The 25,975-nt window shown below is 29.9% G+C and carries 28 protein-coding genes, 1 tRNA gene and 2 other annotated features; of the genes, 10 read left to right on the forward strand and 19 right to left on the reverse strand.

The features are described 5' to 3' along the window. The first annotated feature begins 141 nt into the window (after nucleotides 1–141). Nucleotides 142–1,335: a CapA family protein gene (locus tag KIB46_RS00850; protein WP_291670057.1), complete on the forward strand. Its 1,194-nt coding sequence runs from the start codon at nucleotides 142–144 to the stop codon at nucleotides 1,333–1,335. Nucleotides 1,336–1,415: 80 nt separating this feature from the next. On the opposite strand, the gene pheT is transcribed toward KIB46_RS00850, so the two are convergent. From pheT to ytxC, 9 genes are all read right to left on the reverse strand, one after another. After that, the gene (gene pheT, locus KIB46_RS00855; protein WP_291670058.1) at nucleotides 1,416–3,791 is read right to left on the reverse strand and encodes a phenylalanine--tRNA ligase subunit beta; all 2,376 of its coding nucleotides are present in this window, start codon (nucleotides 3,789–3,791) and stop codon (nucleotides 1,416–1,418) included. Nucleotides 3,792–3,805: 14 nt separating this feature from the next. Further along, on the reverse strand, nucleotides 3,806–4,825 hold the full coding sequence (pheS, locus tag KIB46_RS00860) for a phenylalanine--tRNA ligase subunit alpha (RefSeq protein ID WP_156562302.1): 1,020 nt from the start codon (nucleotides 4,823–4,825) through the stop codon (nucleotides 3,806–3,808). A gap of 84 nt (nucleotides 4,826–4,909) precedes the next feature. Further along, nucleotides 4,910–5,129, reverse strand: a binding site (T-box leader). 36 nt (nucleotides 5,130–5,165) lie between these two features. After that, nucleotides 5,166–5,957: an RNA methyltransferase gene (locus KIB46_RS00865; protein WP_291670059.1), complete on the reverse strand. Its 792-nt coding sequence runs from the start codon at nucleotides 5,955–5,957 to the stop codon at nucleotides 5,166–5,168. A gap of 14 nt (nucleotides 5,958–5,971) precedes the next feature. Continuing rightward, a complete protein-coding gene (locus tag KIB46_RS00870) occupies nucleotides 5,972–6,640 on the reverse strand; it encodes a TrkA family potassium uptake protein (protein ID WP_156562297.1) in 669 nt (222 codons plus the stop codon). 11 nt (nucleotides 6,641–6,651) lie between these two features. Beyond that, complete coding sequence (locus KIB46_RS00875; RefSeq protein WP_291670060.1) at nucleotides 6,652–8,007, reverse strand: TrkH family potassium uptake protein; 1,356 nt, start codon at nucleotides 8,005–8,007, stop codon at nucleotides 6,652–6,654. 229 nt (nucleotides 8,008–8,236) lie between these two features. Further along, nucleotides 8,237–8,596 carry a 50S ribosomal protein L20 gene (gene rplT, locus KIB46_RS00880; RefSeq protein WP_027097619.1) on the reverse strand — a complete coding sequence of 120 codons (360 nt, stop codon included), beginning with the start codon at nucleotides 8,594–8,596 and terminating at the stop codon, nucleotides 8,237–8,239. Between the two features lie 24 nt (nucleotides 8,597–8,620). After that, nucleotides 8,621–8,818: a 50S ribosomal protein L35 gene (gene rpmI / locus KIB46_RS00885; protein ID WP_027097618.1), complete on the reverse strand. Its 198-nt coding sequence runs from the start codon at nucleotides 8,816–8,818 to the stop codon at nucleotides 8,621–8,623. Between the two features lie 21 nt (nucleotides 8,819–8,839). Then, nucleotides 8,840–9,361 (reverse strand): translation initiation factor IF-3, encoded by a 522-nt coding sequence (gene infC / locus KIB46_RS00890; RefSeq protein ID WP_291670339.1) that lies wholly within the window; start codon nucleotides 9,359–9,361, stop codon nucleotides 8,840–8,842. A gap of 25 nt (nucleotides 9,362–9,386) precedes the next feature. Further along, nucleotides 9,387–9,514, reverse strand: a sequence feature (ribosomal protein L20 leader region). Between the two features lie 40 nt (nucleotides 9,515–9,554). Continuing rightward, nucleotides 9,555–10,445 carry a putative sporulation protein YtxC gene (ytxC, locus tag KIB46_RS00895; RefSeq protein WP_156562292.1) on the reverse strand — a complete coding sequence of 297 codons (891 nt, stop codon included), beginning with the start codon at nucleotides 10,443–10,445 and terminating at the stop codon, nucleotides 9,555–9,557. 142 nt (nucleotides 10,446–10,587) lie between these two features. Here ytxC and KIB46_RS00900 point away from each other — a divergent pair, with 142 nt between their 5' ends. After that, a complete protein-coding gene (locus KIB46_RS00900) occupies nucleotides 10,588–11,289 on the forward strand; it encodes a DUF6873 family GME fold protein (protein WP_156562290.1) in 702 nt (233 codons plus the stop codon). A gap of 131 nt (nucleotides 11,290–11,420) precedes the next feature. Here the strand turns inward: KIB46_RS00900 and KIB46_RS00905 are convergent, their stop codons facing one another. After that, the gene (locus KIB46_RS00905) at nucleotides 11,421–12,035 is read right to left on the reverse strand and encodes an HD domain-containing protein (RefSeq protein ID WP_291670061.1); all 615 of its coding nucleotides are present in this window, start codon (nucleotides 12,033–12,035) and stop codon (nucleotides 11,421–11,423) included. A gap of 115 nt (nucleotides 12,036–12,150) precedes the next feature. Here KIB46_RS00905 and KIB46_RS00910 point away from each other — a divergent pair. Beyond that, nucleotides 12,151–12,225: transfer RNA gene (locus tag KIB46_RS00910), tRNA-Cys, on the forward strand. 225 nt (nucleotides 12,226–12,450) lie between these two features. Here KIB46_RS00910 and hslO read toward each other — a convergent pair. The 3 genes from hslO to KIB46_RS00925 form a co-directional block, all read right to left on the reverse strand. Beyond that, nucleotides 12,451–13,338: an Hsp33 family molecular chaperone HslO gene (hslO, locus tag KIB46_RS00915; RefSeq protein ID WP_291670062.1), complete on the reverse strand. Its 888-nt coding sequence runs from the start codon at nucleotides 13,336–13,338 to the stop codon at nucleotides 12,451–12,453. A gap of 1 nt (nucleotide 13,339) precedes the next feature. Beyond that, nucleotides 13,340–14,089 (reverse strand): class I SAM-dependent methyltransferase, encoded by a 750-nt coding sequence (locus tag KIB46_RS00920; protein ID WP_156562284.1) that lies wholly within the window; start codon nucleotides 14,087–14,089, stop codon nucleotides 13,340–13,342. A gap of 66 nt (nucleotides 14,090–14,155) precedes the next feature. After that, nucleotides 14,156–14,407 (reverse strand): small, acid-soluble spore protein, alpha/beta type, encoded by a 252-nt coding sequence (locus tag KIB46_RS00925; RefSeq protein WP_156562282.1) that lies wholly within the window; start codon nucleotides 14,405–14,407, stop codon nucleotides 14,156–14,158. A 177-nt stretch (nucleotides 14,408–14,584) separates the two neighbouring features. Between KIB46_RS00925 and KIB46_RS00930 the strand changes: the two genes are divergently transcribed. The 4 genes from KIB46_RS00930 to KIB46_RS00945 all read left to right on the forward strand — a co-directional run bounded on the left by KIB46_RS00930 (nucleotide 14,585) and on the right by KIB46_RS00945 (nucleotide 17,537). Continuing rightward, nucleotides 14,585–15,574 (forward strand): aspartate-semialdehyde dehydrogenase, encoded by a 990-nt coding sequence (locus tag KIB46_RS00930; RefSeq protein ID WP_291670064.1) that lies wholly within the window; start codon nucleotides 14,585–14,587, stop codon nucleotides 15,572–15,574. A gap of 16 nt (nucleotides 15,575–15,590) precedes the next feature. Further along, nucleotides 15,591–16,469, forward strand: a complete 879-nt coding sequence (gene dapA / locus KIB46_RS00935) for a 4-hydroxy-tetrahydrodipicolinate synthase (protein WP_156562277.1) — start codon at nucleotides 15,591–15,593, stop codon at nucleotides 16,467–16,469. A gap of 11 nt (nucleotides 16,470–16,480) precedes the next feature. Next, on the forward strand, nucleotides 16,481–17,236 hold the full coding sequence (dapB, locus tag KIB46_RS00940; protein WP_291670067.1) for a 4-hydroxy-tetrahydrodipicolinate reductase: 756 nt from the start codon (nucleotides 16,481–16,483) through the stop codon (nucleotides 17,234–17,236). A 145-nt stretch (nucleotides 17,237–17,381) separates the two neighbouring features. Next, entirely contained in the window at nucleotides 17,382–17,537 is a 156-nt protein-coding gene (locus KIB46_RS00945) for a hypothetical protein (RefSeq protein WP_165438808.1), read from the forward strand. A gap of 112 nt (nucleotides 17,538–17,649) precedes the next feature. Here the strand turns inward: KIB46_RS00945 and KIB46_RS00950 are convergent, their stop codons facing one another. After that, entirely contained in the window at nucleotides 17,650–18,165 is a 516-nt protein-coding gene (locus KIB46_RS00950; protein ID WP_156562273.1) for a cob(I)yrinic acid a,c-diamide adenosyltransferase, read from the reverse strand. Between the two features lie 116 nt (nucleotides 18,166–18,281). On the opposite strand from KIB46_RS00950, the gene dapD reads away from it, so the two are divergent. After that, the gene (dapD, locus tag KIB46_RS00955) at nucleotides 18,282–18,992 is read left to right on the forward strand and encodes a 2,3,4,5-tetrahydropyridine-2,6-dicarboxylate N-acetyltransferase (RefSeq protein WP_291670071.1); all 711 of its coding nucleotides are present in this window, start codon (nucleotides 18,282–18,284) and stop codon (nucleotides 18,990–18,992) included. A 171-nt stretch (nucleotides 18,993–19,163) separates the two neighbouring features. Here the strand turns inward: dapD and KIB46_RS00960 are convergent, their stop codons facing one another. Continuing rightward, on the reverse strand, nucleotides 19,164–19,820 hold the full coding sequence (locus KIB46_RS00960) for a single-stranded DNA-binding protein (RefSeq protein ID WP_156559018.1): 657 nt from the start codon (nucleotides 19,818–19,820) through the stop codon (nucleotides 19,164–19,166). A 107-nt stretch (nucleotides 19,821–19,927) separates the two neighbouring features. Beyond that, nucleotides 19,928–20,686, reverse strand: coding sequence for a polysaccharide deacetylase family sporulation protein PdaB (pdaB, locus tag KIB46_RS00965; protein WP_156559036.1), 759 nt, complete (start codon nucleotides 20,684–20,686; stop codon nucleotides 19,928–19,930). 100 nt (nucleotides 20,687–20,786) lie between these two features. Between pdaB and KIB46_RS00970 the strand changes: the two genes are divergently transcribed. Then, entirely contained in the window at nucleotides 20,787–21,320 is a 534-nt protein-coding gene (locus KIB46_RS00970) for a DUF4364 family protein (protein ID WP_049177614.1), read from the forward strand. Here KIB46_RS00970 and KIB46_RS00975 read toward each other — a convergent pair. Continuing rightward, entirely contained in the window at nucleotides 21,313–22,194 is an 882-nt protein-coding gene (locus KIB46_RS00975; RefSeq protein WP_291670077.1) for a YncE family protein, read from the reverse strand. The genes KIB46_RS00970 and KIB46_RS00975 overlap by 8 nt on opposite strands. A 154-nt stretch (nucleotides 22,195–22,348) precedes the next feature. Between KIB46_RS00975 and KIB46_RS00980 the strand changes: the two genes are divergently transcribed. Further along, nucleotides 22,349–22,597: a TIGR03905 family TSCPD domain-containing protein gene (locus KIB46_RS00980; protein WP_156559022.1), complete on the forward strand. Its 249-nt coding sequence runs from the start codon at nucleotides 22,349–22,351 to the stop codon at nucleotides 22,595–22,597. A 51-nt stretch (nucleotides 22,598–22,648) separates the two neighbouring features. Here the strand turns inward: KIB46_RS00980 and KIB46_RS00985 are convergent, their stop codons facing one another. Both KIB46_RS00985 and KIB46_RS00990 read right to left on the reverse strand, forming a co-directional pair. Then, on the reverse strand, nucleotides 22,649–24,535 hold the full coding sequence (locus KIB46_RS00985) for a hypothetical protein (RefSeq protein WP_291670080.1): 1,887 nt from the start codon (nucleotides 24,533–24,535) through the stop codon (nucleotides 22,649–22,651). Between the two features lie 25 nt (nucleotides 24,536–24,560). After that, nucleotides 24,561–25,868, reverse strand: a complete 1,308-nt coding sequence (locus KIB46_RS00990) for a folylpolyglutamate synthase/dihydrofolate synthase family protein (protein WP_291670082.1) — start codon at nucleotides 25,866–25,868, stop codon at nucleotides 24,561–24,563. Nucleotides 25,869–25,975 lie beyond the last annotated feature (107 nt).

Here is a 25,975-nt window from a genome sequence, read left to right on the forward strand (position 1 = left end):
TTATTTTCCTTCTTACATTGCAAAACTCTAAGTTAAAGAAAGCAAATATCCACTCTTCTACAATATGTTTTAAAGTTTTTTATTGTTAAAATTTTACATAACATTCACTTTATGATATTATTTCTTTAGCGAGGTGCTTATATGAAAAATAAGAAAAAAATTTTTTCAATAATATTAACTTTAATTTTATCATTTATAATTATATCTTGTAATGGCTATGATGAACCAACCACTCCTACCATAGCTGAAAAAGAAGATACAACTATCTCTGTACTTGGTGCAGGAGATGTTCTTATGCATATGGAACAAGTTTATTCAGGATACGATTCAAAAACAAATACTTATAATTATGATAACTTTTTCGCTTATGTAAAAGATTATATATCCACTTCTGATTTAGCAATATGTAACTCTGAAACAACTTATCTAGGTAATGGACATAATTTTAGTGGATATCCAAAGTTTAATAGCCCTAAAGAGATATTGGATTCCATAAAAAATGCAGGTTTTGATATGGCATGTTCTAGTCATAATCACATTAATGATATGGGAGATAAAGGTATTGAAAGTACTGCTAAATTAATAAAAGAAGCTGGTTTAGATCTCCTTGGAGTAAAGAATGATGTTAAGGATAAAAATTATATAGTTAAGGATATAAAAGGTATAAAGATTGGAATAACTAATTATACTTATTCAACAATAGATAAAAATGGCTATAGATATATAAATGGACTTCCTTTATCTAAGGAAATGGAGCCTAAGATAAACTTATTTAGTGATTCTAATATAGAAAATGACATAAATAATATGAAGTCTACTTATGATAATATGCTTAAAGATGGAGCTGACTTTACTATTTTCTATATACACTGGGGAAATGAATATCAGCTACAACCAAGTGCTCAACAAGAAAAATTGGCAAATATGCTAAATTCAATTGGGGTAAATGTTATCTTTGGAAGTCACCCTCATGTGGTGCAACCTATAAGAAGGATAAAAAATGATACTACTGGAAACGAAACATTAGTTTGCTATTCTCTAGGAAATTTTGTATCTAATCAAAGATTTGAAACAATGGGAAATTTAAAATCTGAAGATGGGTTAATGGTTAAACTTTTTATTACTAAAGATTCTAATAACAAGGTAAAATTAACTTCTTATGAGACAGAACCAACTTGGGTATATAAATATGTTAATGCTTCTGGAAAAACTGTCTATAACATATTACCTACAAATAAAATTCTAGAATCAAATGATATAGAAGGTCTTAGTGAAGATGTGTTTAACAGAGTTAAAAATTCAAATAAGTCTACTAACGAAATTATAAATAGTTAAATTAAAGCAGTATATTTGCTCTAAACAAATATACTGCTTTTTAAACCTCTAGGAAAATAAATATCCATCTAACCTTTTAATTATCTTAATTGAGCTCCTAATTTATGCTCTAATGCTTTTAGTATCTTATCATGAACCTTATTTACATCATTATCAGTTAATGATTTCTTAGGATCTCTATAAACTATTGCATATGCTATGCTCTTCTTTCCTGCTTCAATTTGAGCTCCCTTATATATATCAAATAAAGTTATTTTCTCTACTAAAGGACCTCCTGCTTTTCTTATAGCCTCTTCAATATCCCCAACAAGAACAGCATCATCTACTAATATAGCTATATCTCTTGTTGCTGCTGGGAACTTAGGAATAGGTGTATACTTCTTAACTGTTTCAGAAGCTTCATATAATAAATCTAAATCTAACTCAGCAATGTAGCCTGCAACATCTAGTCCATAAGCTTCTTGTACATCTGGATGTACTTCTCCAAACACACCTGCAGACTTACCTCTTAGTTGAATTCCAGCAGTTTTACCTGGATGGAAGCTTGGATTTTCACTTTCACGTACAAATCTTGCCTTAGTTATTCCTAATCTATCAAGTACATTTTCTACAACACCCTTAAGATCTAAGAAATCGCAGTTTCCATACATACCAATTGTTAAAACATTCTTTTCTGTTGGTAGCTTGTTGTCATCTTCATTCTTAAGATATACTTTTCCTATTTCAAATAATCTAGCATATTCATTGCTTCTAGAATAATTTCTTCCTAATGAATCCATCATTGATGGTATAGTTGAAGTTCTCATTACAGAGTAATCTTCTCCTAAAGGATTCTTAATTTTAACTACATCTCTTAATGGTGAATCTTCTGGTAATCTTATTTTATCAAATACCTTTGGTGATACAAATGAATAAGATATAGATTGATTTATTCCTGAAGCTATTAAAGCATCAACTACAACCCCTCTTAATACTTCATTTCTGTGTTTGTTTTCTCTAGTTGGTGTCTCATCAAATACAGTAGTAGGTATTTTATCGTATCCGTAGATTCTTGCTACCTCTTCAGCTATATCTTCTTTTATAGCTATATCAACTCTAAATGTAGGAGCTGTAATTTCTAAATCATCCCCATTTATTGTTGTAGGCATATCTAAAGAATCTAAGTATTTCTTCATATCCTCTACAGGTATTTCTGTACCTAAGAACTTATTAATCCAACTAGCAGAAACAGTTAAATGACCTTCTTCTTTCTTATTTGGATAAAGGTCTATAGTTCCTTCTATTACTTCACCTGCACCTAATTCACATACAAGGGCACACGCTCTATTAATAGCTAATTCAGCTAGGTTTGGATCTATATCCTTTTCAAATCTTGCTGAGCTTTCAGTTCTTATTCCTAGTGATTTTGAGTTAACTCTTATATTAGTTCCATCAAAATTAGCACATTCAAATACTACTTCTGTAGTATCCTCTTCTATTTCAGAGTTTAATCCTCCCATTATACCTGCAAGACCTATTGTTCTATCTCCATCCTTAATGCAAAGAACAGTTGAATTTAACTCTCTCTCTTGCTCATCTAAAGTGGTGAATTTTTCTCCATCCTTAGCAGTATCTACAACAATCTTCTTTGATGTTATTTGTCTAGCATCAAATGCATGCATTGGTTCTCCAATTTCAAGCATAACAAAGTTAGTAATATCTACAATATTATTTATAGGTCTAATACCAGCTTCAAGAAGTCTTTCTTGCATCCAACCTGGAGAAGGAGCTACCTTTACGTTTTTTACTCCTCTTGCCATATATCTGTTACAAAGGCTATTCTTTATCTCTACTTCTAACTCATCATTTATATTCTTTGCAGATTTTGTTTCAAAACTCATGTTTGGCATTTTATAACTAGTTCCTAAAGCTGCTGCTGTTTCTCTAGCCATACCAACCATGCTTAAACAATCTGGTCTATTAGAAGTTATATCAAAATCTAATATTGCTTTATTAAGCTTAAGATACTCTTTAATATCCATTCCTATAGGAGCATCTTCAGGTAAAATCATTAATCCATGAACAGGTTCATCTCCAGCAATTCCAAGCTCTTCTTCTGAGCAGAACATACCGTTAGACACTACTCCTCTCATCTTACCTTTCTTAATTTCAGTTCCATCTGCTAAAATAGATTTATGAAGAGCAACTGGAACCTTATCCCCTTCCTCCATGTTTGTAGCAGCTGTAACTATTTGAATTTCTTCTGTTCCTATATTTACTTGACAAACATTTAATCTATCAGCATCAGGATGCTTTTCTATCTTTAAAATATGACATACAACTACATTCTTTATATTGTCACCTTGTATTTCTACTTCTTCAAGTTGAGAACCTGTTAAAGTAAGAATATCACCTAATTCTTTTGCATCTACATTTATATCAACATAATCATTTAGCCAATTATATGGTACTTTCATTCCCTTATCCTCCTCTAGAATTGATTTAAGAATCTCATATCACTTTCATATAATAATCTAATATCATCTAAGCCATAGCTAAGCATTACCATTCTATCTATACCAAAGCCAAAAGCAAATCCGCTATATACTTCTGGATCTATACCACAGTTTCTTAATACATTTGGATGAACCATTCCACAACCAAGTAATTCTATCCAACCTGATCCCTTACATACATTACATCCTTTTCCTCCACATACATAACATGAAGCATCCATTTCAGCTGATGGTTCTGTAAATGGGAAATGGTGAGGTCTAAACTTAGTTTGAACCTTATCTCCAAACATCTTCTTTGCAAATAGTTCTAAAGTCCCCTTAAGATCTGCAAATGTTACTCCTTTAGCTACAACTAACCCTTCCATTTGATAGAATATTGGTGAGTGCGTAGGGTCTACTGCATCTGATCTATAAACCTTACCTGGAGATATCATTTTTATTGGTGGTTCTTGATTCTCCATAGTTCTTATTTGAACTGGTGAAGTTTGAGTTCTTAAAACTATATTATCATTAATGTAGAATGTATCTTGTTCACTTCTAGCTGGATGGTTTTTAGGAATATTTAAAGCTTCGAAGTTATAGTGATCTAATTCTACTTCTGGACCATCTTCAATTGAGAATCCCATTGATATAAATATATCCTTTATTCTTTCAAGAGTTAATTCTAATGGGTGTCTCTTTCCTAATTCATTCTTCTTTCCTGGAAGAGTAATATCTATAATTTCATTTTGAAGTTTTTCATTCTTTTCCTTTTCTTTTATAGCGTTAATAGCTGCATCTAGTTTTTCCTCAACAACCTTCTTAACATCATTAACCATCTTACCAACTATAGGTCTTTCTTCTTTTGATAACCCACCCATACTTTTTAAAATAGTTGTAAGTTCACCTTTTTTACCTAAATACTTAACTCTTATATCACTAAGAGCTGCACTGTTACTTGCTTCTTCAATTTCTTTTAAAGCAACTTCTTGAATTTGCATTAACTTTTCTTGCATTTTTATTCTCCTTTCTTCTTTACCTCTAGGGCCATTGAATACTTCATAGAAAATTCTCTATAAAATAAAAAAAACCGTCCCTAAAAAAGGGACGGAATATCCGCGTTACCACCCTAATTGGTTCTATAAAAATAGATACCCAACTCTAGTTAATTTAACGGTTCCCCGCTAACTACTACTATTATTTCATAGTTAGAACTCCTGAGCGAACTTCAATATAATTCTCTATAAAGAGGCTTTCAGTCTACGACCTCTTCTCCCTGAAAAAGTTCCTTATATTTACTCTCTCAATCATAGTTTATTTAATATTCTATTACTTTCCTATTATACAAATGTTTTTCTAAAAATTCAACTGATTCTGCCTAACTTTTTCATAAATCACTATAGATGTAGCTATTGCTACATTTAGTGACTCAGCTCCTCCTGGCATAGGTATTTTCACCTTTTTATTAGAAAGGTTATATACTTCTTCACTTACCCCATTACCTTCGTTACCTACGGAGATAATAATCTTCCCGCTTAAATCTTCTTTAAAGAAATCCTTATCCCCCTCTAAGGATGTAGCTAAAAGAGAAAATCCATTATTTATTAAGGATTTAGTAATAGTAAAATCACTATCCTCTAATATTATTGGAATATAAAACATAGATCCCATTGTAGAACGTATAGTCTTTTCATTATATATATCAACAGTTCCCTTAGTTAGAATTACTCCATCAACACCTGCTGCATGAGCAGTTCTAATAATAGTACCCAAATTACCCGGGTCTTGAACCTTATCACATAGAATATAAAAACTACCTTCTTTATTTAAGTCAACTTCATTCATCTTAACAACTGCAACAACCCCTTGAGGCTCTTCAGTTGAGCATAACTCTCTTAATAAGCTATCTTTCAATGTATAAAGTTTCATACTATTTGTTATATATTTCCCTAAATATTCTTCAAACTTGTTTTCCTCTAACCTATGACTTATAAAAATACATTCTATAGGCAGATTTGCTTTACAAGCTTCTTCTATTAACCTAAATCCCTCTATTAAATACTTAGAGCTCTTATTTCTTCCTTTTCTCTCTTTAAGCTTTTTGGTTTCTTTAAATAAATTGTTATCTTTACTTTCTATAAGAACCAAAGTTTACACCTCAATTATTTAAATTTAACTATTACACCTTCAAGATTTGCTAAATCTTGAGCTGACCCTATAGCAACAATAATATCTTTTGATTCAACAGTGTCATCTGCTGAAGGCGTAAGATTAATTTCGTCACCTTTCTTAATGGCCATTACATTTATTCCGTACTTACTTCTAAGCTTAAGATCTCTTAATGTTTTATCTTGCCATTCATCTAAAGCCTCAATTTCCATTATACTGTAATCAGGTGATAATTCTATATAATCAAGTATACTTGATGAAACTAAATTATGAGCAACTCTAACTCCCATATCTTTTTCTGGTAGAATTACTCTATCAGCACCAATTTTATATAATACTTTTGCATGTAAATCACTATTTCCTTTAGCAATTATATATTTTACACCTAATTCTTTCACTAGTAGTGTTACCATTACACTTGCTTGTATATTAGCACCTATTGTAACTACTGCAACATCAAAATTTCTAAGGCCTAATGTTCTTAATGCATTTTCATCAGTTGCATCCATTTGTACTGCATGAGTAACACTATCTGATATATCTTGAATTAAATCCTCATCTTTATCTATAACCAAAACATCATTTCCTAAAGAATATAATGTTTTCGCTACTGATGCACCAAATCTTCCAAGTCCTATTACAACAAATTGTTTATTAGCCATAAAATCATCCCCTAACCTATCAATATCTTTCCTTCTGGATATCTATAATCAACTTTTTTCTTTCTATTAGTAAGTGCAAGAGCAACAGTTAGTGGACCAACTCTACCAAAGTACATCATTATCATTATAATAATTTTACCTACTGTACTTAATTTTTGTGTAACACCTGTAGTTAATCCTACTGTAGCAAAGGCTGAAGTTGATTCATATAGTAAATCTATAAATTCTATTCCTTTTTCAGTTACTGATAATAACATTGTAACTACTATTATTAATCCCATTGCTATCATCAATAATGCAAAAGCCTTATATACTAATTCTTTGGCAAATCTTTTCCCAAAAGCTTCTGTATCTTCTCTACCTTTAATTACACTTATAACTGTAAGTATTACCAAACCAAAAGTTGCTGTTTTAAGACCTCCAGCTGTTGATCCTGGTGACCCTCCAATAAACATTAATATAATTGTCAAGAACTTACCTGCTGTTGTCATTCCATCTGTAGATATACTATTAAACCCTGCTGTTCTTGGGCTAACAGATGCAAAGAATGAATTCAACAACTTATCCTTTACCCCCATACCACCAATAGTTTCTGGATTGCTATACTCTATAAAAAACATAGCTATAAATCCACCTATTAATAATACAGCTGTTATCAATATAACTATTTTAGCATGTACTGATAACTTTTTTATTCCTTTATATTTATAGTTATATATTTCAAGCCATACTGTAAAACCTAAACCTCCAATAACAATAAGTGCACTTATTGTTAAAATTACCGCTACATTACTTGAAAATCCAGTAAGACTTGAAAAGTTACCAAACAAATCAAAACCAGCATTGCAAAAAGCAGATATTGAATGAAATATACTGTAGAAAAATCCCTTTTTCAGTCCAAACTCAGGTATAAACTGTGTTGATAGCAGCAATGCTCCAAAGAATTGAACTGCAAAAGTGAACCCAAGTACATATTTAACCATTCTTACAAGACCTTGTATACTAAATGTATTCAAAGCTTCTTGTACCATTAATCTATCTCTAAGGGTTATTTTTTTACCTAATAATATTGCTACAAAAGTAGTAAATGACATGAAACCTAGGCCACCAATTTCTATTAATAGTATAATTACTGTTTGCCCAAATGCATTCCAATAAGTCCCTGTGTCTAATGTTACTAAACCAGTAACACATACAGCAGAAGTAGAAGTAAATAAAGCATCTAGTAAGTTGGTACCCTCTCCACTTGCAGAAGATATAGGTAAACTAAGTATCAACCCTCCAATAATAATTACAGCAATGAAACCAAGGGCTAGCGTCTGCACACCATTTAATTTATATTTATTAATCCTCTTTATTTTTTGCATAAAATCACTCCAAAAGTTCATGCTTTATTATATCTCTTTATAAACCAAATTAATTTTCTTTTGTTTCTATATTTATATAAAAGTAAGAGTATATAATATCCTACCAATAGTATTATCATACTGAGCAAGATATAATATACCCTAAGTAACTTTTTTCTTTAAATAATAAAGCAATTTACCACTTTATTATATATTAAAAGAAAATGCGACCTTAGGCCGCATTCTTATATTAAGCGTTTAATTGCTTCTTAGCTAATTCAACTAAGTCTGCAAATGCTTTTGGATCGTTGATAGCTATTTCAGATAACATCTTTCTGTTTATGTCAACTCCAGCTAATTTGATTCCATTCATGAACTTTGAATAAGAAAGACCATTCATTCTTGTAGCAGCATTTATTCTAGCTATCCATAATCTTCTGAAATCTCTCTTCTTTAATCTTCTTCCAACATAAGCATTTCTTAATGCTCTAATAACTGATTCGTTAGCAGTCTTGAATAACTTGCTCTTTCCACCGTAGTATCCTTTTGCAAGCTTTAAAACTTTTTTATGATTCTTACGAGAATTAACCGCTCTTTTTACTCTTGCCATTCTTTAAACCTCCTGTACCAATTCTTATAGATATGGTAATAATTTCTTCATTGCTTTTTCTTGAGTAGTTGAAACATATCCTGTCTTTCTAAGATTTCTCTTTCTTTTTGAGCTCTTCTTAGTTAAGATATGGCTCTTGAAAGCCTTAGCTCTCTTTAGCTTTCCTGTACCTGTCTTCTTGAATCTTTTTGCTGCACCTCTATGAGTTTTCATTTTTGGCATGATAAATTTCCTCCTCTCAGTTTATGCCTTTTTAGGGCCAATAACCACTGTCATATTTCTTCCTTCTTTTTTGATTGGCTTTTCTATATTACCTACATCAGCCAATTTGTTAGCGAAGTTTTCAAGGATCTTTACACCTAAGTGACTAAGTTCCATTTCTCTTCCTCTGAATCTAACAGTGATTTTAACTTTGTCTCCATCTAATAAGAACTTTCTAGCATTTTTAGCTTTAATTTCGATATCGTGCTCTTCTATTGTAAGACTAACTCTTACCTCTTTAAGACTAACAACTTTTTGCTTCTTTCTAGCTTCTTTTTCCTTTTTTGATTGCTCATAAATGAACTTTCCTAAGTCCATTATTTTACAAACTGGAGGCTTAGCATTTGGTGATATCATCACTAAATCTAACTCCGCTTCTTCAGCCATCTTAAGGACTTCCTTTGTTTGTAAGATACCTAATTGAGAACCATCAGCACCAATAGCCCTGATTTCCTTTTCTCTAATATCCTCATTAACTATATAATTTTTATTAATAGTTTTCACCTCCGAAAAAATTAAAGCAAACTTTATAATATAAAAAAAACGGCGTAAAACGCCGTTTTCTATTATCGTAATTACTCTACATAAATAATCTAGATAAATAACCAAGCTAACTCAAAGTTGCATGGTGAGAAACGGCTGTTTCTTCTTAACAAATGTTATTCTATCATTGTTCACATACATTGTCAACAACTTTTTACATTTTTATATTAGTTTTTGAACACAATTTACATCCATCACAAAATACTACTCTTTCTCCAAAGACATTTATTATAGTTTCTATAAACTCTTTATTTTTACATTCTTCTCTTTTGTGTATTACTATCTTTTGAGGTGCATTGGTTATTAGCCCACTTATAACTATATCTTCAACATTTGCATCAATTCCTATTTTACAGTCCGATAATTCGTTTAAAAACGCAGGAAATATATCCTCCCCATATCCATCTGTCACTATATATCCTCCTGAGGGCAAGACTGTTAAGTTAATTTCCTCAACTCTACACTCTTGAATTTCAACAAAGTACTTTAACAAGCGTATAAATTCTCTATATTCCTTTTCAACCATATACTTTTCAACAACTTTATCTATAACATCTTCAATATCTTTTCTTAACTCTCGCATCCTAAAGGTAATGAATCCATTAATATTAATCTCATTATTTTCTTCAATGCATTCTTTTATCTTATCTATAATTGCATTTGTTTTATTACAATAAAATATAAAATTAGAGTCATGAACACCTTCCTCACAATATAGGACATTCATTATGTCTTCCTCTACTTCTAATATTTCATCTTGCTTCAAGAAAAAGTATGTGTCTGTCAAATACTCAAAAAGTTCTTTTTCTTTGTACTTTGTAATAACAATTTTATAAAGGATATTACTAATATATAAATTAATTATATTACCTATTCTATCACTATAATTCAAATCATCACACATAATTTTTATAATATGTGTCTTCCCCTCTAAACTTTCAACCACACCTATTATTATGTGCTTCTTTTTCAATAGTTCCTTTAGCTCTTGAAGTTCTTCAACAAAGTCTAATTCACCCGAATAAGCTAACTGTAGTACAAGCATGGGTTTCACTCCCTTCCATAGTAATAGTATGTATTAAAATCTCTTCAATATACGGAATTTATTTTTAACCCTTTGTACATATTGATTTTTATTTACATGATATAGTAATGTATTCTTATATAAATAATTAGGAGTTTTTATCATGTATTGTTTTTTAGACTATAGAATTAGTAATGAAGAATTAAATAATTTAATAAATTTAAATATAGAACCTATTTTAATACCAAAGTGCCCAAAAGTTTATGAAGCTATAAATGGCCATGTTGATATCCAACTTAACATCCTTGATAAAAAGAATAAAAAAGTCATTGTGCAAAAGGATATTCCTAAGGATTTTTTAAACTTACTATCATCTAAAGGAATTAGTTATATACTCTCTGAAAATTCCTTAGGAACTAATTATCCAGAAAATATAATTATAAATGCACTAATTACTGATAATCTTTTTGTTCACAATTTAAATTACACAGACCCAAAACTTCTTAAACTTCAGGATAGTAAAAAGGTAATTAACGTTAAGCAAGGATATTGCAAATGTTCCGTATTACCACTAAAAAAAGATGCCTTCATTACAAGTGATAAAGGAATCTATAAAAAATTAATTCAAGAAGACTTAGACGTACTTCTTATTCCCCCTGGGGACATACTATTACCCTCTTTGAATTATGGCTTCATAGGAGGAGTTGGCGGAATGATATCTGAAAATAGGTTGGCCTTATTTGGCGAATTAACTTCTTACGCTTATGGCAAAGAAGTTTATAATTTTCTTTACAAGTATGATATAGAGCCAATAGCGTTAAAAAAAGGAAAGCTAATAGACCGTGGAAGTCTCTTATGCATCTAGCTTTCCATATATATTACGTAGAAGTTATAAAAATGTTTCTATGAAAAGTACAAAGGGAATAGATATTTATTTTTCTGTGACTTGGAGCTTGCCACGGAACGAAAAAAATAAATATCCACTCCCCTTTTTTATTATTTCAAAAACTTCTTTCTAAATAAATCTACTTCATTTTCTACCTTCTCTATTTCTTCTTTATTCATTCCTCCTCTACCTAACCTATCACTTAGAAATACATATGATAAATCATGTAGATTAGCTTCTGTCTTCATTCCCTTTATATCTCCATAAGGCAATTTATTCATTATAAATAATAAATGCATATGATATCTCACTAATATAGAAACCTTCCCTTTAAATTCTTCACTTAAATTGAAATAACTCAAAAAATCATAGGCATCTTTTCTTCCAACCTTATCATGATCATAGGAAGTCCACCTTCCATTTCTTAGCTTAGTTGTACTTCTCTTCCCTAAGTCATGCAATAATAGTGCCCACATAAATACCTTTTTATCTTCTACGTAATCTCTATAAGAACTCCCTTTATCAACAACCATCATAGTATGAACCCATACATCTCCTTCTGGATGATGTTTAGGTGATTGTTCTATTTTTTCTAGACTTATTAACCAATTAAAAGGTTCTACAGATAGTTCCCCTGAAGTTTTTAATTCATTTAAATATGACGAAGGCTTATCATCTTCTAATAAATGTTTTTCAATTTCATTAAATTTGTCTTGTAATTTCACAAGTATCACCTCCTATTACAACTAGTATTTCCTTTTGTCCACTTCATTATAAATAAATCTTTATAAAAGTAGTGTCAAATTTAAAGTTAATGTATACATTATTAATATAAGCTTTGGCGCTGTAGCCAAGAGGTAAGGCAGAGGTCTGCAAAACCTTTATTCCCCAGTTCAAATCTGGGCGGCGCCTCCATAAAAAAACTGCTACAAAATATTTTTATTCTGTAGCAGTTTTTTTGAGCTATAATATTAGCATATTATCTCACCAAAATCCATTTAACATGGCATTTTTACTATAACTTCTTAAGTTCTTAAGTTCTTAACTTCTTAAGTTCTTAAAAACTTAAGAAGCTATATTTTTTATATATAATTTAGCCTTGGCAATAGAAAATAAATTTTCTCTATTGCCACAGTCTCCTTATTTATTCGTAGCTTTTTCTAATAAATCTTTTATATCCTCATTAGTAAACTTATATTTTCTATTACAGAAATGACAAACAACTTCTTCTTCTTTTCCCTCTTCATATATTTCTCTTAAATCTTTTTCACCTATACTAATTAGGGCTTTTTCTATTCTTTCTCTTGAACAATCACAAACATACTTAGGTTCAACTTCGTCTAATATCTTTAAATCCATTCCATCAAAAATGAACTCTAATATTTCTTCAATTGTTTTACCTTCATTTATCATTGTTGTTATTGAAGGTATTTCTTCTAATCTATACATTAATAAATCTGCTAATAATGGATCTGCACCTGGCATCATTTGAATTACAAATCCCCCTGCAGCTTTTATTGAATGATCCTTATCTACAAGTACCCCTAATGATACTGCTGAAGGAGTTTGCTCAGAAACAGTAAAATAATATGTTAAATCTTCAGCTATTTCTCCAGTTTGTATTGGAACTTGACCTACATATGGTTCTTTTAACCCTAAGTCCTTTATTACATATAATAAACCATCCTTACCTATTGCTCCACCTACATCTAATTTACCCTTAGAGTTTAATGGCAGTTCTATATATGGATTACCTATAAATCCTTTAACTGATGCATTTTGATATCCTGTAACTGTTACTCCCTTAGCTATTCCTCCGCCATTTATCTTTATAGTTACAACTTCATCATCTGATTTTAATGTTCTTCCCATTAAAGCTGCTGCTGTTAACATTCTTCCTAATGCTGCAGATGCTAAAGGTGTACATTCATGGACACTAGTTCCATCATTAACCATAGTAGTTGTGATACCACCAATTATTCTAACCATACCATCCTTAGCAGTTGCTCTTATAATTTTATCTTTCATACTATACCTCCATATTCTTTCCTACAACATATAAAATTCTTTCACTTTCTTGTTGTACTTCATCTATATTGTATCCATCAAATTTACCTAACAAAGTAAATCCTACTTGCTTTAAAACTTCTTCTATTTCACTTTCTTCATAAGCTCTCTCAAAGTGCTCTTCTTCAAATCTTTCATAGAGTTCATTTTTCTCTTTAACAAAGAAAGTTAAAAACATATTTACAACATTATCTTCAATTGTATTTTCCCAAGTATAAAAAACATCCTCAGAGCTGTATGTGTAAATATTGTTTCCTAAAATATTTGTTAATTTATAAAAAGAATTGATATCAAAAATAAATAATCCTCCATCTTTAAGATGTTCATATACTCCTGAAAAGTACTTTTCTAAATCACCATCTTCTATAAGATAATTAGTTGAATCTAATACACATGTTATTACATCAAATTTATGATTTAAGGAAAGCTCTCTCATATCTTGACATATAATCTTAGCTTTAATCCTCTCAGCTTTAAATTTATCAAAAGCCTCTCTTAACATATCCTCAGATAAATCAACTGCATATGTAGACTTAAAATATTTAGCCATTCTTACACCAATATTACCTGTTCCGCAGGCTAAATCTAAATAATCAACTGGATTACTTTGATATTTATCAATTAATTCTTTCAATCGTACTACCATTGAATCATAGTTAATATCTTCATTTATTAACTCATCATAAATCTTTGCAAATTCGCCATAGGCCATAACTTTTCCCCCAGTAGTTTTATAATTACTACAAATATATTAAAGCTATTCCTTAATTAAGTCAATTTATTTTCTACCAAGAATTTCATTGTTAGTAGGTATATGAAGATCTTTTTTTCTTTTTGTCATAATTCCTCCAATTCTACCTGTTTCTTCTGCTGTTAGTCCACCCCAACCAAAAGCGTCCACCTTATCCTTTAACCCCAGTTCCTCTGCTATTTCATATTTTATCTTTTCCCTCAACTCTTCTTGAGGTGTTAATTCTTTATTTCCTTTTAATTTAGCTTTTATTACTTTTTTTAATGGCGTCTTACTCAAAACTTTCACTCCCTCTTAAATTTCAAGCTTATTATTCCCCCATAGCTTATATTTATTCCTTCTTGTAAATACAAGAAATTTGTATTATTTTTACCAATACTATTGATATTTACCAACACTTTAACTATATTAATTGTATATAAGAAATTATATTAATAATATTTAGGAGGGATACTTTTGTATAACGTTGCAATTGTTGGGGCTACTGGAAATGTAGGTAGAAAATTTTTAGAAATATTGGAGCAAAGAGATTTTCCAGTAAAAAATTTGTATCTTTTCGCATCTAAAAGATCCGCAGGTACAACATTACAATTTAAAGGAAAGGACTTCATTGTGGAGGAGACTTGCGATGAAAATATAGTAAATAAGAAAATTGATTTTGCTTTATTTTCAGCAGGGGGAAGTGTAAGTTTAGAATTTGCACCTAAGTTTGCTAAAATCGGTGCTGTTGCTATTGATAATAGTAGTGCTTGGAGAATGGACCCAAAGGTACCACTAGTAGTACCTGAAGTTAATCCTGAAGATATAAAGTGGCATAACGGAATAATAGCTAATCCAAATTGTTCTACTATTCAAGCTATGCCTGTACTAAACGCTATTCATAAGAAGTATGGAATCAAGAGAATTGTATATTCAACTTACCAAGCGGTATCAGGGGCTGGAATTCAAGGAATAAAAGACTTAGAGGATGGTTATAAAGGGATTGAGCCTAAGAAATTCCCTTATCCAATAACAGGTAATGTATTACCACACATTGATGTATTCGAAGAAAATGGATACACAAAAGAAGAAATGAAGATGATTAATGAAACAAGAAAAATCCTTCATTATGACACATTAAAAATAACCGCTACAACTGCTAGAGTTGCTGTTTTAAATTCTCATAGTGAAAGCATTAACTTAGAGCTTCAAAATGAATTTGAATTAGCTGATATAGTTAACTTATTAAGCAACAGTGAAGGTGTAGTTGTATATGATAATACTAAAGAATTGAAGTACCCTACACCTTTATATGTAACAGGAAAAGATGATATATATGTAGGAAGAATTAGAAGAGACTTTAGTGTGGACAACGGTTTAAATTTATGGGTGGTTGCTGATAACATTAGAAAGGGTGCTGCATTAAATGCAATTCAAATTGCAGAGCTTATGATTGATAAAAAGTAAGATTGGAGGATTTCTAATGTCAATTTTTGAAGGTTCTGGTGTTGCTATAGTTACTCCTTTTAATGATAAGGGAGTAAATTATGAAAAGCTTAAAGAATTATTAGAGTGGCACATCAAAGAAGGTACTGATGCCATTATTATTTGTGGGACAACCGGTGAAGCTACAACTATGAGTGAAGAAGAAAAAAGACTTACAATAAAATTTACCGTTGATGTTGTAAATAAAAGAATCCCAGTTATAGCAGGTACAGGCTCAAATAACACTCTATCATCTATAGAAATGAGTAAATATGCTGAAAGTGTTGGTGTAGATGGCCTTTTAGTAATTACTCCTTATTACAATAAAACAAATTCAAGAGGTTTAATAAAACATTTTGAGGCAATAAATAATTCTGTAAATACACCAATTATTTTATATAACGTTCCTAGTAGAACTGGAGTTAACATTACTCCTGAAAACTTAAAGGAACTATCTACCCTTTCAAATGTAGTTGCTATTAAAGAAGCTAGCGGAAATATTAGTCAAGTAGTACAAATGAAAGCTTTATGTGGTGATAAAATAGATATTTATTCAGGAAATGATGACCAAGCTATACCTATATTATCTTTAGGTGGCAAGGGAGTTATATCAGTGCTAGCTAATATTATTCCTAATGCTGTGCACACCATGATAAAGTCTTATTTAAATGGAGATGTAAAAAAAGCTTTAGACCTTCAATTAGAAAATCTAAAACTATCTAATACCTTATTTATAGAAACAAATCCTATACCTATTAAAACCGCCTTAAATTTAATTGGTAAGGATGTTGGTCCTTTAAGACTTCCACTTTATGAAATGAGTGATAGTAACTTAGAGAAGTTAAAGGACACATTAAAAGAATATAATTTACTTTAGGGAGTGACCATATGACAAAAATAATTTTAAATGGATGCTCAGGAAAAATGGGAAAAATGGTTATTGAATCTGCTAAAAATTTCGATGATATTGAAATTATAGCTGGAATAGATAAATTTCCTTCTGAAACTAACTTTCCTATTTTCCAGGATGTTCATGATGTAAATATAGATTATGATGTACTTTTAGATTTCTCAAGAGCTGATGCTTTGTCAAATCTTCTTGAATTAACAGAAAAAACCAAAAAACCTTTGGTTTTATGTTCAACTGGATATTCTAAAGAGGATTTAAACTTAATAAATGAAAAGAGTAAAACTCTTCCATTATTTAAATCAGCTAATATGTCTCTTGGGATTAACCTAATAAATTCTCTATTAAAGAAAGTAGTTCCATTATTATATGAAAACTATGATATTGAAATTATAGAAAAACATCATAATCAAAAAGTAGATGCTCCTAGTGGAACAGCTATTCTATTAGCAGATACAATAAAAGATTCTATTCCATATGAAACAGAATATATTTATGGAAGAGAAGGTAATTTAAAGAGAAAAGATAATGAAATAGGTATACATGCTGTTAGAGGTGGCTCCATTGTTGGGGATCATGATGTAATTTTTGCTGGAAGTGGCGAAGTTATAGAATTAACTCACAAAGCAATCTCTAGAGAAGTTTTTGCTGTTGGTGCTTTAAAGGCTTGCCAATATATGAGCAAAATAACTGAGGCAGGCTTATATAATATGGAAAATGTTATAGAAAATAAATAACAGTAAATTAAGCTATTATAGGCAGAAAATTTCTATCTATAATAGCTTCTTTTATATTTTTAATAATTATTTAATTTCACAGTATAAGAGTAATATTAGTTATACATACTAAATTAGTAGATAAAAGTAACAAGGAGTGATTAACTTGACAAAAGATAGCCAACCTGATAATAAGCACGCTAGAATGGAAAAATGTAATTACCAAACTCCAATAACTAGTGAAGAAGGAAAAAACAATAATAGAACCAGAAAGAAACATTCCGTAAAAAGAGAAGGCTTCCAAAGCGATCATATAAATTAAGCAAGTATATTTTCTTTGTTTTTACAAAAGATATATTTGTGATATTAAATATATCTCCTTACGCATTTTTGACATAGAAAAACATGTGACTATTATTAGCCACATGTTTTTTTTAATACTCTATTCCTTCTCTAGCAGGTACACCTTTTTCATAATAATGTTTTATCATCTTCATCTCTGTAATTAAATCTGCCCTATCTGCTAGTTCTTTAGGCACATCTCTTCCTGTCATTATAATTTCTATATCATGTTTGTTTCTATTAATTATTTCTATTATATCTTCTACTGATAAAAAACCATTCTTTAATACTCCCATGATTTCATCCATTATTAAAAGATCACATTCTTTATTTTCCACAACTTCTAAAATAAAATTATATGCATTTATAACTTCTTTTTTTAGCTCTTCAATTTCTTCTGCATTCAAGTTCCAAACAAAGTCTCTTTTCTCTTCAAATCTAAAAACCTTAAAGTTATCTATTTTTTTTAAAGATTCCAACTCTCCTGTAGGAGTACCCTTAAGAAATTGAACCATATATACTTTAAATCCTCTACCAGCTGCTCTAACACCTTGGCCTATAGAAGCAGTTGTTTTTCCCTTTCCATTACCTGTATATATTTGTATCATACATTCACCTCATTTCTAGTTTATATATATTATAACCAAAAATTTTTATAATTTCTGCAAATATTACTAATCTTAATCATAATTATAATACTAAGAGTAATTTTAGGAGCTTAAATATGGAATATAATTTTACTGATCCCTATGAATTAGCTAGGTTTATTAAACAATCAAAAAAATCCACACCTGTACAAGTATATGTTAATGGTGACCTTTCAAAGGTGGACCTTGAACAAACCGAATGGTATGGATTTAATAATTTTTATATATTATTTGGAGAATCAAATATAATTACTAATATAATTCTTGATAACAAAGATATAATTAAACATTTTAGAATCGAAAATGATAGAAGAAATTCTGCAGTACCTATGCTAAATTTACTAGAACAAGATGCGAGAATTGAACCAGGAGCTATAATTAGAAGCCGGGTTAAAATAGGTAGAAATGCTATTATAATGATGGGGGCTGTTATAAATATAGGTGCTGAAATAGGAGAATCCTCTATGATAGATATGAACTCAGTTATTGGTGCACGGGGAAAGATTGGCAAAAGGGTCCATGTAGGTGCAGGTGCAATTATTGCTGGTGTTTTAGAACCACCTAGCATGTCTCCTTGTGTTATAGAGGATGATGTAATGATTGGAGCTAATTCGGTTATTTTAGAAGGAGTAAAGATAGGATCTGGATCTGTTGTAGCAGCTGGTTCAGTAGTTACAAAAGATGTTCCAGAAGGTGTTGTTGTAGCTGGTTCTCCTGCTAAGATTATAAAAAATGTTGATGAACAAACAAAGTATAAAACTAAGTTACTTGATGATTTAAGAAAGTGATACATATAATAAAAAAGGTGTGGTGAATATTTATTTTGCTTGTTTCGTCACAAATCTCCAAGTCACATCAAAACAAAAAGCAGTCTTTCAAAGACTGCTTTATATCTTACTTTATAATTTTCTTGTGGTTTTTCTTATCTTTATCTAAATATGTTTGAAATTTAATTTAATCTACACTGCTCCTTCTTCATCTTGTGAAGCACTTTCCTCTTTACTTACCTTCTCCATCTTAGAAATAGAAACTTCATATGCTATTTTCTTTACTGACTCTGTTTCTGTTATCTTCTTTTGATATTCTCTACTTTGCAATCTTCCCCACACTCTAATATTGTCACCAACACTTAAAGTTTGACAGAATCTAGAGTTTCTTCCCCAAGCTATAGTTGGAATGTAATCTGACTTATTATAAGCTCTATTTACAGCTAATAAAACATCAGCTATTTCTCTTCCAAATGGAGTTGTTCTATATACAGGCTCCTTGCAAATATATCCATCTAAGAAAATTTCATTTGGATTCTTACTTCTTTCTATGCAAGGCTCTATATTTCTAGCAAAAACAGTTAAGATTAATTTATTTGTACCATCCATAAATTTATTATAAGATCTTAGTTGACCTTCAACAATTATATTTTTTCCTATAGTAATATCTATACCAGTTAAAAGTCTTTCTGATACAGTAATATTTAACATGTCTACTGAGTCACTAAGTCTCATAACCTCCAAATTAAAACTATAGAACCCTTCCCCATACATTTCATGACTGAATTCTAGCTCAGATACTATCTTACCTTCAAGATAGATTTTGTTATTTAACATTAAATTATCCATTGTAACCCCTCTCTCCCTTAGTAATAAGATTGTAAATAAAGAAGCCCCCACAAGCACCTATTTCCATTATAATACATTCACCATTCCATTTTCAATATTAAATAGAATTATTTTCTATGTTGTACTCCATCTTTGTCAACATAAGCATCTTCTGTATAGATTAATTCTCCTACAGTAACAAATTTATACCCTTGCTTTTGTAGCTCAGGTATTATTCTATTTAAATTACTTGGAGTATATTTTGCATTATTGTGATATAAAAGAATAGACCCTGCTTTTACCTTCTTCATGACTTTGTTATATTCTACTTCTTCACCTTGTTCCTTCCAATCTACAGAATCTGTATCCCATTGAATACATTTATATCCTAAAGAGCTTACAGTTCTATATGATTGTGTATTATAATCTCCACTTGGAAATCTAAAAACACTTGGCTTTTTTCCTGTGTATTTTTCAATAACTTCATCTGTTTTTCTAAGTTCCTCTTTAATCCTTTCTTCTCCTATCTTGCTAAAGATAGGGTGCTTATAACTATGATTCCCTATCTCATGCCCCCTCTCGCTAATCTTCTTTAACTTCACCACATTTTCATCACTATAATTTACCCATCCTCCCATTACGAAGAATGTTCCCTTTACATTATATTTATCCAAGGTATCTAATATGCTATAGATATAATCATTTTCCGCCCAATTTATATCGAAAGTTAGCGCTATTTCTTTTTCTTCCTTATCTACTGAATAAATTGGTACTTCTGCAACTTCCCCAAAGGTACTTTTAGTCTTTCCATTAATCAAAAAAGATCCACCTATTAAAATAACTATTAGTAACAAGGATAAACCAATTCTAACCTTTTTCCACTCCAAACTTCTTACCCCTATCATTTCTATCTCTAAATTTATATTCACTTAATAATAATTTATGATATAATAAATCTATACTTTCAGTGGAGATGGAGGTTTTATTATGTTTGAAAACACAGCAGAATTAGCTGAAAATAAGCTATTACTTTTACATATTTTAAAGGAATTAAACAGGCCTATATCAAATACTCAGCTTACAGAAATAGTGCTAGAAAACAATCTTATTAACTACTTTACACTTCAACAATATATAAGTGAACTTGATTCTAGTGAGTTTATAAGATATGAAGACATAAATGAAAAAAAGTTAATAGTACTAACAAAAAAAGGAGAAAATGTTCTATCCTTTTTTAAGGACAGAATTTCCCCTTCAAAAATATCTATAATAAACAATTATATTAACGAAAAAATAGAGTTAATAAAAAAAGAATTAACTATTCAAAGTGACTACACTTTAGCTAAAAATGATAACTTCTTAGTAGAACTAACTGCAATTGAAGATAATTTACCTTTAATTGATTTAAAAGTATCTGTTCCTACTAAAAAACAAGCTTCCTTGCTTTGTAGTAAGTGGCAAGAAAACCCTTCTGAAATTTATAATAAAATAATTAATATTTTATTTGAAGAAACTAATTAATAAGGATCATACCATTAGGTTCATTACCTATAGGTATGGTCTTTATTTTTTCTTTACTAAAATCTATAACTCTTAATTTTCCCCCCATATAATCTCCTATATATATAGTATCTTTTTGCTTTATAATTCCTCTTGGCATTCCACCTACGTATATTTTTCTAGTCTCCCTTAATCTTTTTATATCTACAACACTAATAGAACCCTCAGTAAAATTAGATACATATAAATCTTCTCCATCTTCATACATATCAACTGGTGTAATACCTACCTTTACTCTTCCAATGCTTTTATAATTTTCTGTAGAAATTATGTCTATATAACCTTCAATGTCATAACCTAAATAACTTTCACATAGGTAAATCTTTTTCTTATCCTTAGATAGTAAAATCTTTGTTGGATACTCTGGTGCTTTAATTCTTCCAATGACCTTGTTATTTAAACAATCTATAATAGATACAGAGTGTCCATCCATATTACTAATGTACATTATCCCATTCTCTTTATCTAATGCAATGCTATGGGGATATGATTCAAGTTTTATATCAAATGTTGTTTTACCACTTGCCATATCCATTACTAATAATGAGTTACTTTCTCCACAGGCAATATAAGCCTTATTTTCATAAAGCTTAACATCATTAGGATGTGCTCCAACATACAGATTGTTTACCTCTTTCTTTGAATGTATATCTATTAAAGATATGCTATTACTATAATTATTTGATGTGATTATGGTGTTATTTTCATATACTATCCCATGAGGTCCAACAGGTTTTTCTCCTAAATCTAAGGGGATATGGTCTACTGAATAACTCTCTATATCTATTAAGCTTAAATTGTCACTTGATGTATTACAAATTGCTATAGAATTCATTAAAATCAACCCCTTTAGGAAACCTTATTGTACTTATAATATATGTTTTTTTATCTCTAATGGGACAACTTTCACCATATTTTTTACTTTATTTATATCTCCTTAACATATATAATATAATTTGTTATAAATATATTTACAGGGAGGTATGTTCATGTATTCATACAAGACAAAGGGGACATGTTCTACAGAGATTACTTTTTCAATAGAAAATGATATTATTAAAGAGGTTAACTTCCTAAGAGGTTGTGAAGGTAATCTTCAAGGTATATCTAGATTAGTAGAAGGCATGAATGTTGATGATGCAATAAATAAATTACAAGGTATAGACTGCAGAGGGAAAGGTACTTCTTGCCCAGACCAACTTGCTAAGGCTCTTATTAACTGGAAAGAAAATAAATAGAAAGAAATCCCCCTGTCTACTTAACAGGGGGCTGTTCAGATACTTAAGTTTTTAATCTTCTACAAAAAATTTGAACTTTTCATTTATCATATTAGTTAACTCTTTAATTAAGTAATCACCCTTTTTATATAGGCTTATATACATAAAATCTATATTATCATCATACTTTTCAATCTTACCTGCAATCCTTTCTCCTGCCATAATAAGATTCTTAATGGTTTCTCCTTCTCTGCTACTTAACTCTCCAATAACTAAGCCAAAGCTAGTAGTAATGAAGATTCTATCCTCCTTGTAGCCATCTAGACCATTTAAAAGAGTCAATACATCTCCTTCTTTTACTAACTCATTATTATATCTAAGCTTGTTAACAGTAACTGTAGGGATAATTATTTTAGTTAAAAATATATCTTCTCCCTCAATTTCCTCTTCTGGATTGTTAATATCAGTAATTATAAAATTGTTGTTATTTTCATATACAATGAAAATTAACTTTTTTCTTATCCAATCAACAACTTCATTTTCAATTGCATCCTCAAGTGAAGATAGAGTTTTTCTTGTCCATCGATCTTCTATAGACCATAACTTTTCAATTGCTGATAACCTTATATCTATTAAATCAGCATTTAAGCATTCTATAAGAAAATCTTGATTTCTAATTGTGCTCTCTCTTGTTAGTGATTCTAAAGCTATTAAAAGCAATGAATAATCACTGCTATCCTCAACAAAAAATTCCTTTGTGAAATCCTTTGGACCTATAAATATTTCCTTTAAATTTAGAGCTTTCTTAACTGTAGTTATTAATAAATTTGAATACGAAGTTTCATTTAACATTTCTATATACTTATACCAAACATAATTCTTAGGATTCCTTTTTAAGAGCATGTTTAATTCCTCTACAGACAAGTCCTCATCCATTTCAACAGCTAATTGAAATAATAGTGGTGAATCAACACTTTCGTCTTTTATAGCATCATTAAATACTCTTGTCCAATCTATTTTTAAATAGTACTTTTGACTTTTTTTATAATATTCATCTTCCCTGATTGATTCATCAAGTATATATCTATACACATTTCCTAAGGTTAAACAACTTTTAGTATCTTTACCATACTCCTCAAATAAATCAATATATCTTTTTACTAACCTATTAAATATAGATAACTTTTCATAATTATAGTATACAAATATATTACTTAATACTTCTCCAAAAGCCCTGAAAGTCTTTTTATTAATATTATCATTATTTAGGAAGTAATCATACCCCACCTTAATTATAGTGGTATTCCAAAGAAAATTCTTGAAATGCTTCCCTTTCCAGCCTTCACATACCATCCACTCTTTCATATTTTTATTGAGTACATCTATGTAATTTGTATACATTACCCTTCCTGCTGCTTGAGATACTTTAGCTAAATTAAATAATATCTCATCAGAATCTTTTAACTTTAAAAGTAATTTAGCAACATAAAAAGAATAATCATTACATAAAGCTAAAACAAAAAGTTTTTCCTTTATTTCTTCAATTTCATCAAAATACAAAAGGGTTAATCCAAGCTTTATTTCTTCTTTTGAACTCCCTTTAAAAGCCATTGACCTTCCAACTTTTATTATATCCTTTTTATTAATAATATTAGATTCAATTCTTCCATTAATTAATTCTATAAACTCTCCATAAAACTTTATTAAAGGATGTTCTTCTATGAAAGATATTACTTTACTAATATTAGATTCATCTTCAATTATTAAATCAATAATTCTTAATAACTTCTTAGAATTTCCAATCATATCAAAGGTAGGTAAATCATTGCCCATAAATATTGAATTTACCTCGTCTTTTCCTGCTTCTTCAAAGTTTTGGTATGTGTATATCTTCCCCTTATTTTCCTCATAAAATAATTTTAAGTCCTTATAGCATATATCCTTTTCTTCACAGGTCATAAAATCCCCCACCCTCTAGCATATTTTATTTATTGAATTTCCTTCTAATAATACCTCTCATGTCACCTATCATATATAATGATCCACTTATTAAAATCAAGTCTTCTTCATTTGCCTCTGATAAAGCTAAATCTAGTCCTTCTTCGTAACTATCTAGAGCAATACAATTTGAATTGTACTTGTCTATAACCTTCTTTAAATCCTTTGATAATTCTGCTCTATTGCTATGAGGTGTTAGCGCATACACCTTTTTAGCCTCTGGAGTAATAACTTTCACCATATCTTCAACTTGTTTATCAGCTAATATCCCTAATAATAAATATATATTCTTATAAGTAAAATACTTATGTACATTTTCATTTAATGTTTTTATACCTTGAATATTATGAGCCCCATCAATAACAACTAAAGGGTTATTTTTCATAACCTCTAGTCTACCTTTCCATTGTACCTTTTTTACCCCCTCTTTTATATCCTCTAGAGTAAACTTAATATTTTCAATTTCCTCAAGTACACTTATACCCTTTAAGGCTACTAATAAATTAGTAATTTGATGTTCTCCAAGAAGAGCAAAATCTAATTCTATTTTTTTATTCTTAAATTCTACTTCTACTTTTTGATATATTTTATCCTTATTAACAACACTTACAAAATGTCCTTTACTTTTATCTACTATATATAAAGAAGAGTTATTTTCCTTACATACCCTTTCAATAACCACCTTTGCTTCCTCTTCCTGAGGATAACTTATTACAGGTATAGCTTTTTTTATAATACCAGCCTTTTCACCTGCAATTTCCTCTAAGGTACTTCCTAAAAGGTTAGTATGATCTAAGCTTATAGAGGTAATTATGCTAAGTATTGGAGTTATAACATTGGTAGAATCAAGCCTTCCACCTAAACCTACTTCAATAACTCCATAATCTATATTTTCCTCTTTAAAATATAAAAGCATTAAACAAGTAATTATTTCAAACTCTGTTGGATGATTATATCCCTCTAAAATAACCTGGTCAACAGAAACTTTTAAAACATCCATTAGTCTACCTAAAGCATCCTTAGGAATATTATTTCTATTAATTTGTATTCTTTCTTCAAACTCCTCTAAAAAAGGAGATGTATACATACCAACCTTGAATCCCTTCTCCATAAGTAAAGAAGTTATTATAGATGTGGTTGATCCTTTACCATTTGTTCCTGCTATATGTATTAACTTTAATCCTTCTTGTGGATTACCAAGGATTTCTAATAATCTATAGGTTCTTTCAAGGCCATAATTAGAGCCAAAATTACCTACCTTATGTATATAATCCATTGCTTCATCATACTTCATTTATATCATCCTATCTATATTGTAAAATCTATCCTTTATCTAAGTATTATAAGTCAAATAGTTATAACTAACAAGTTATAATACTTTCCTAGACATTAAAAAGAAAG

The organism is Clostridium sp. (assembly GCF_018372875.1).
In the GTDB taxonomy this organism is placed as follows: Bacteria; Bacillota; Clostridia; order Clostridiales; family Clostridiaceae; genus Clostridium.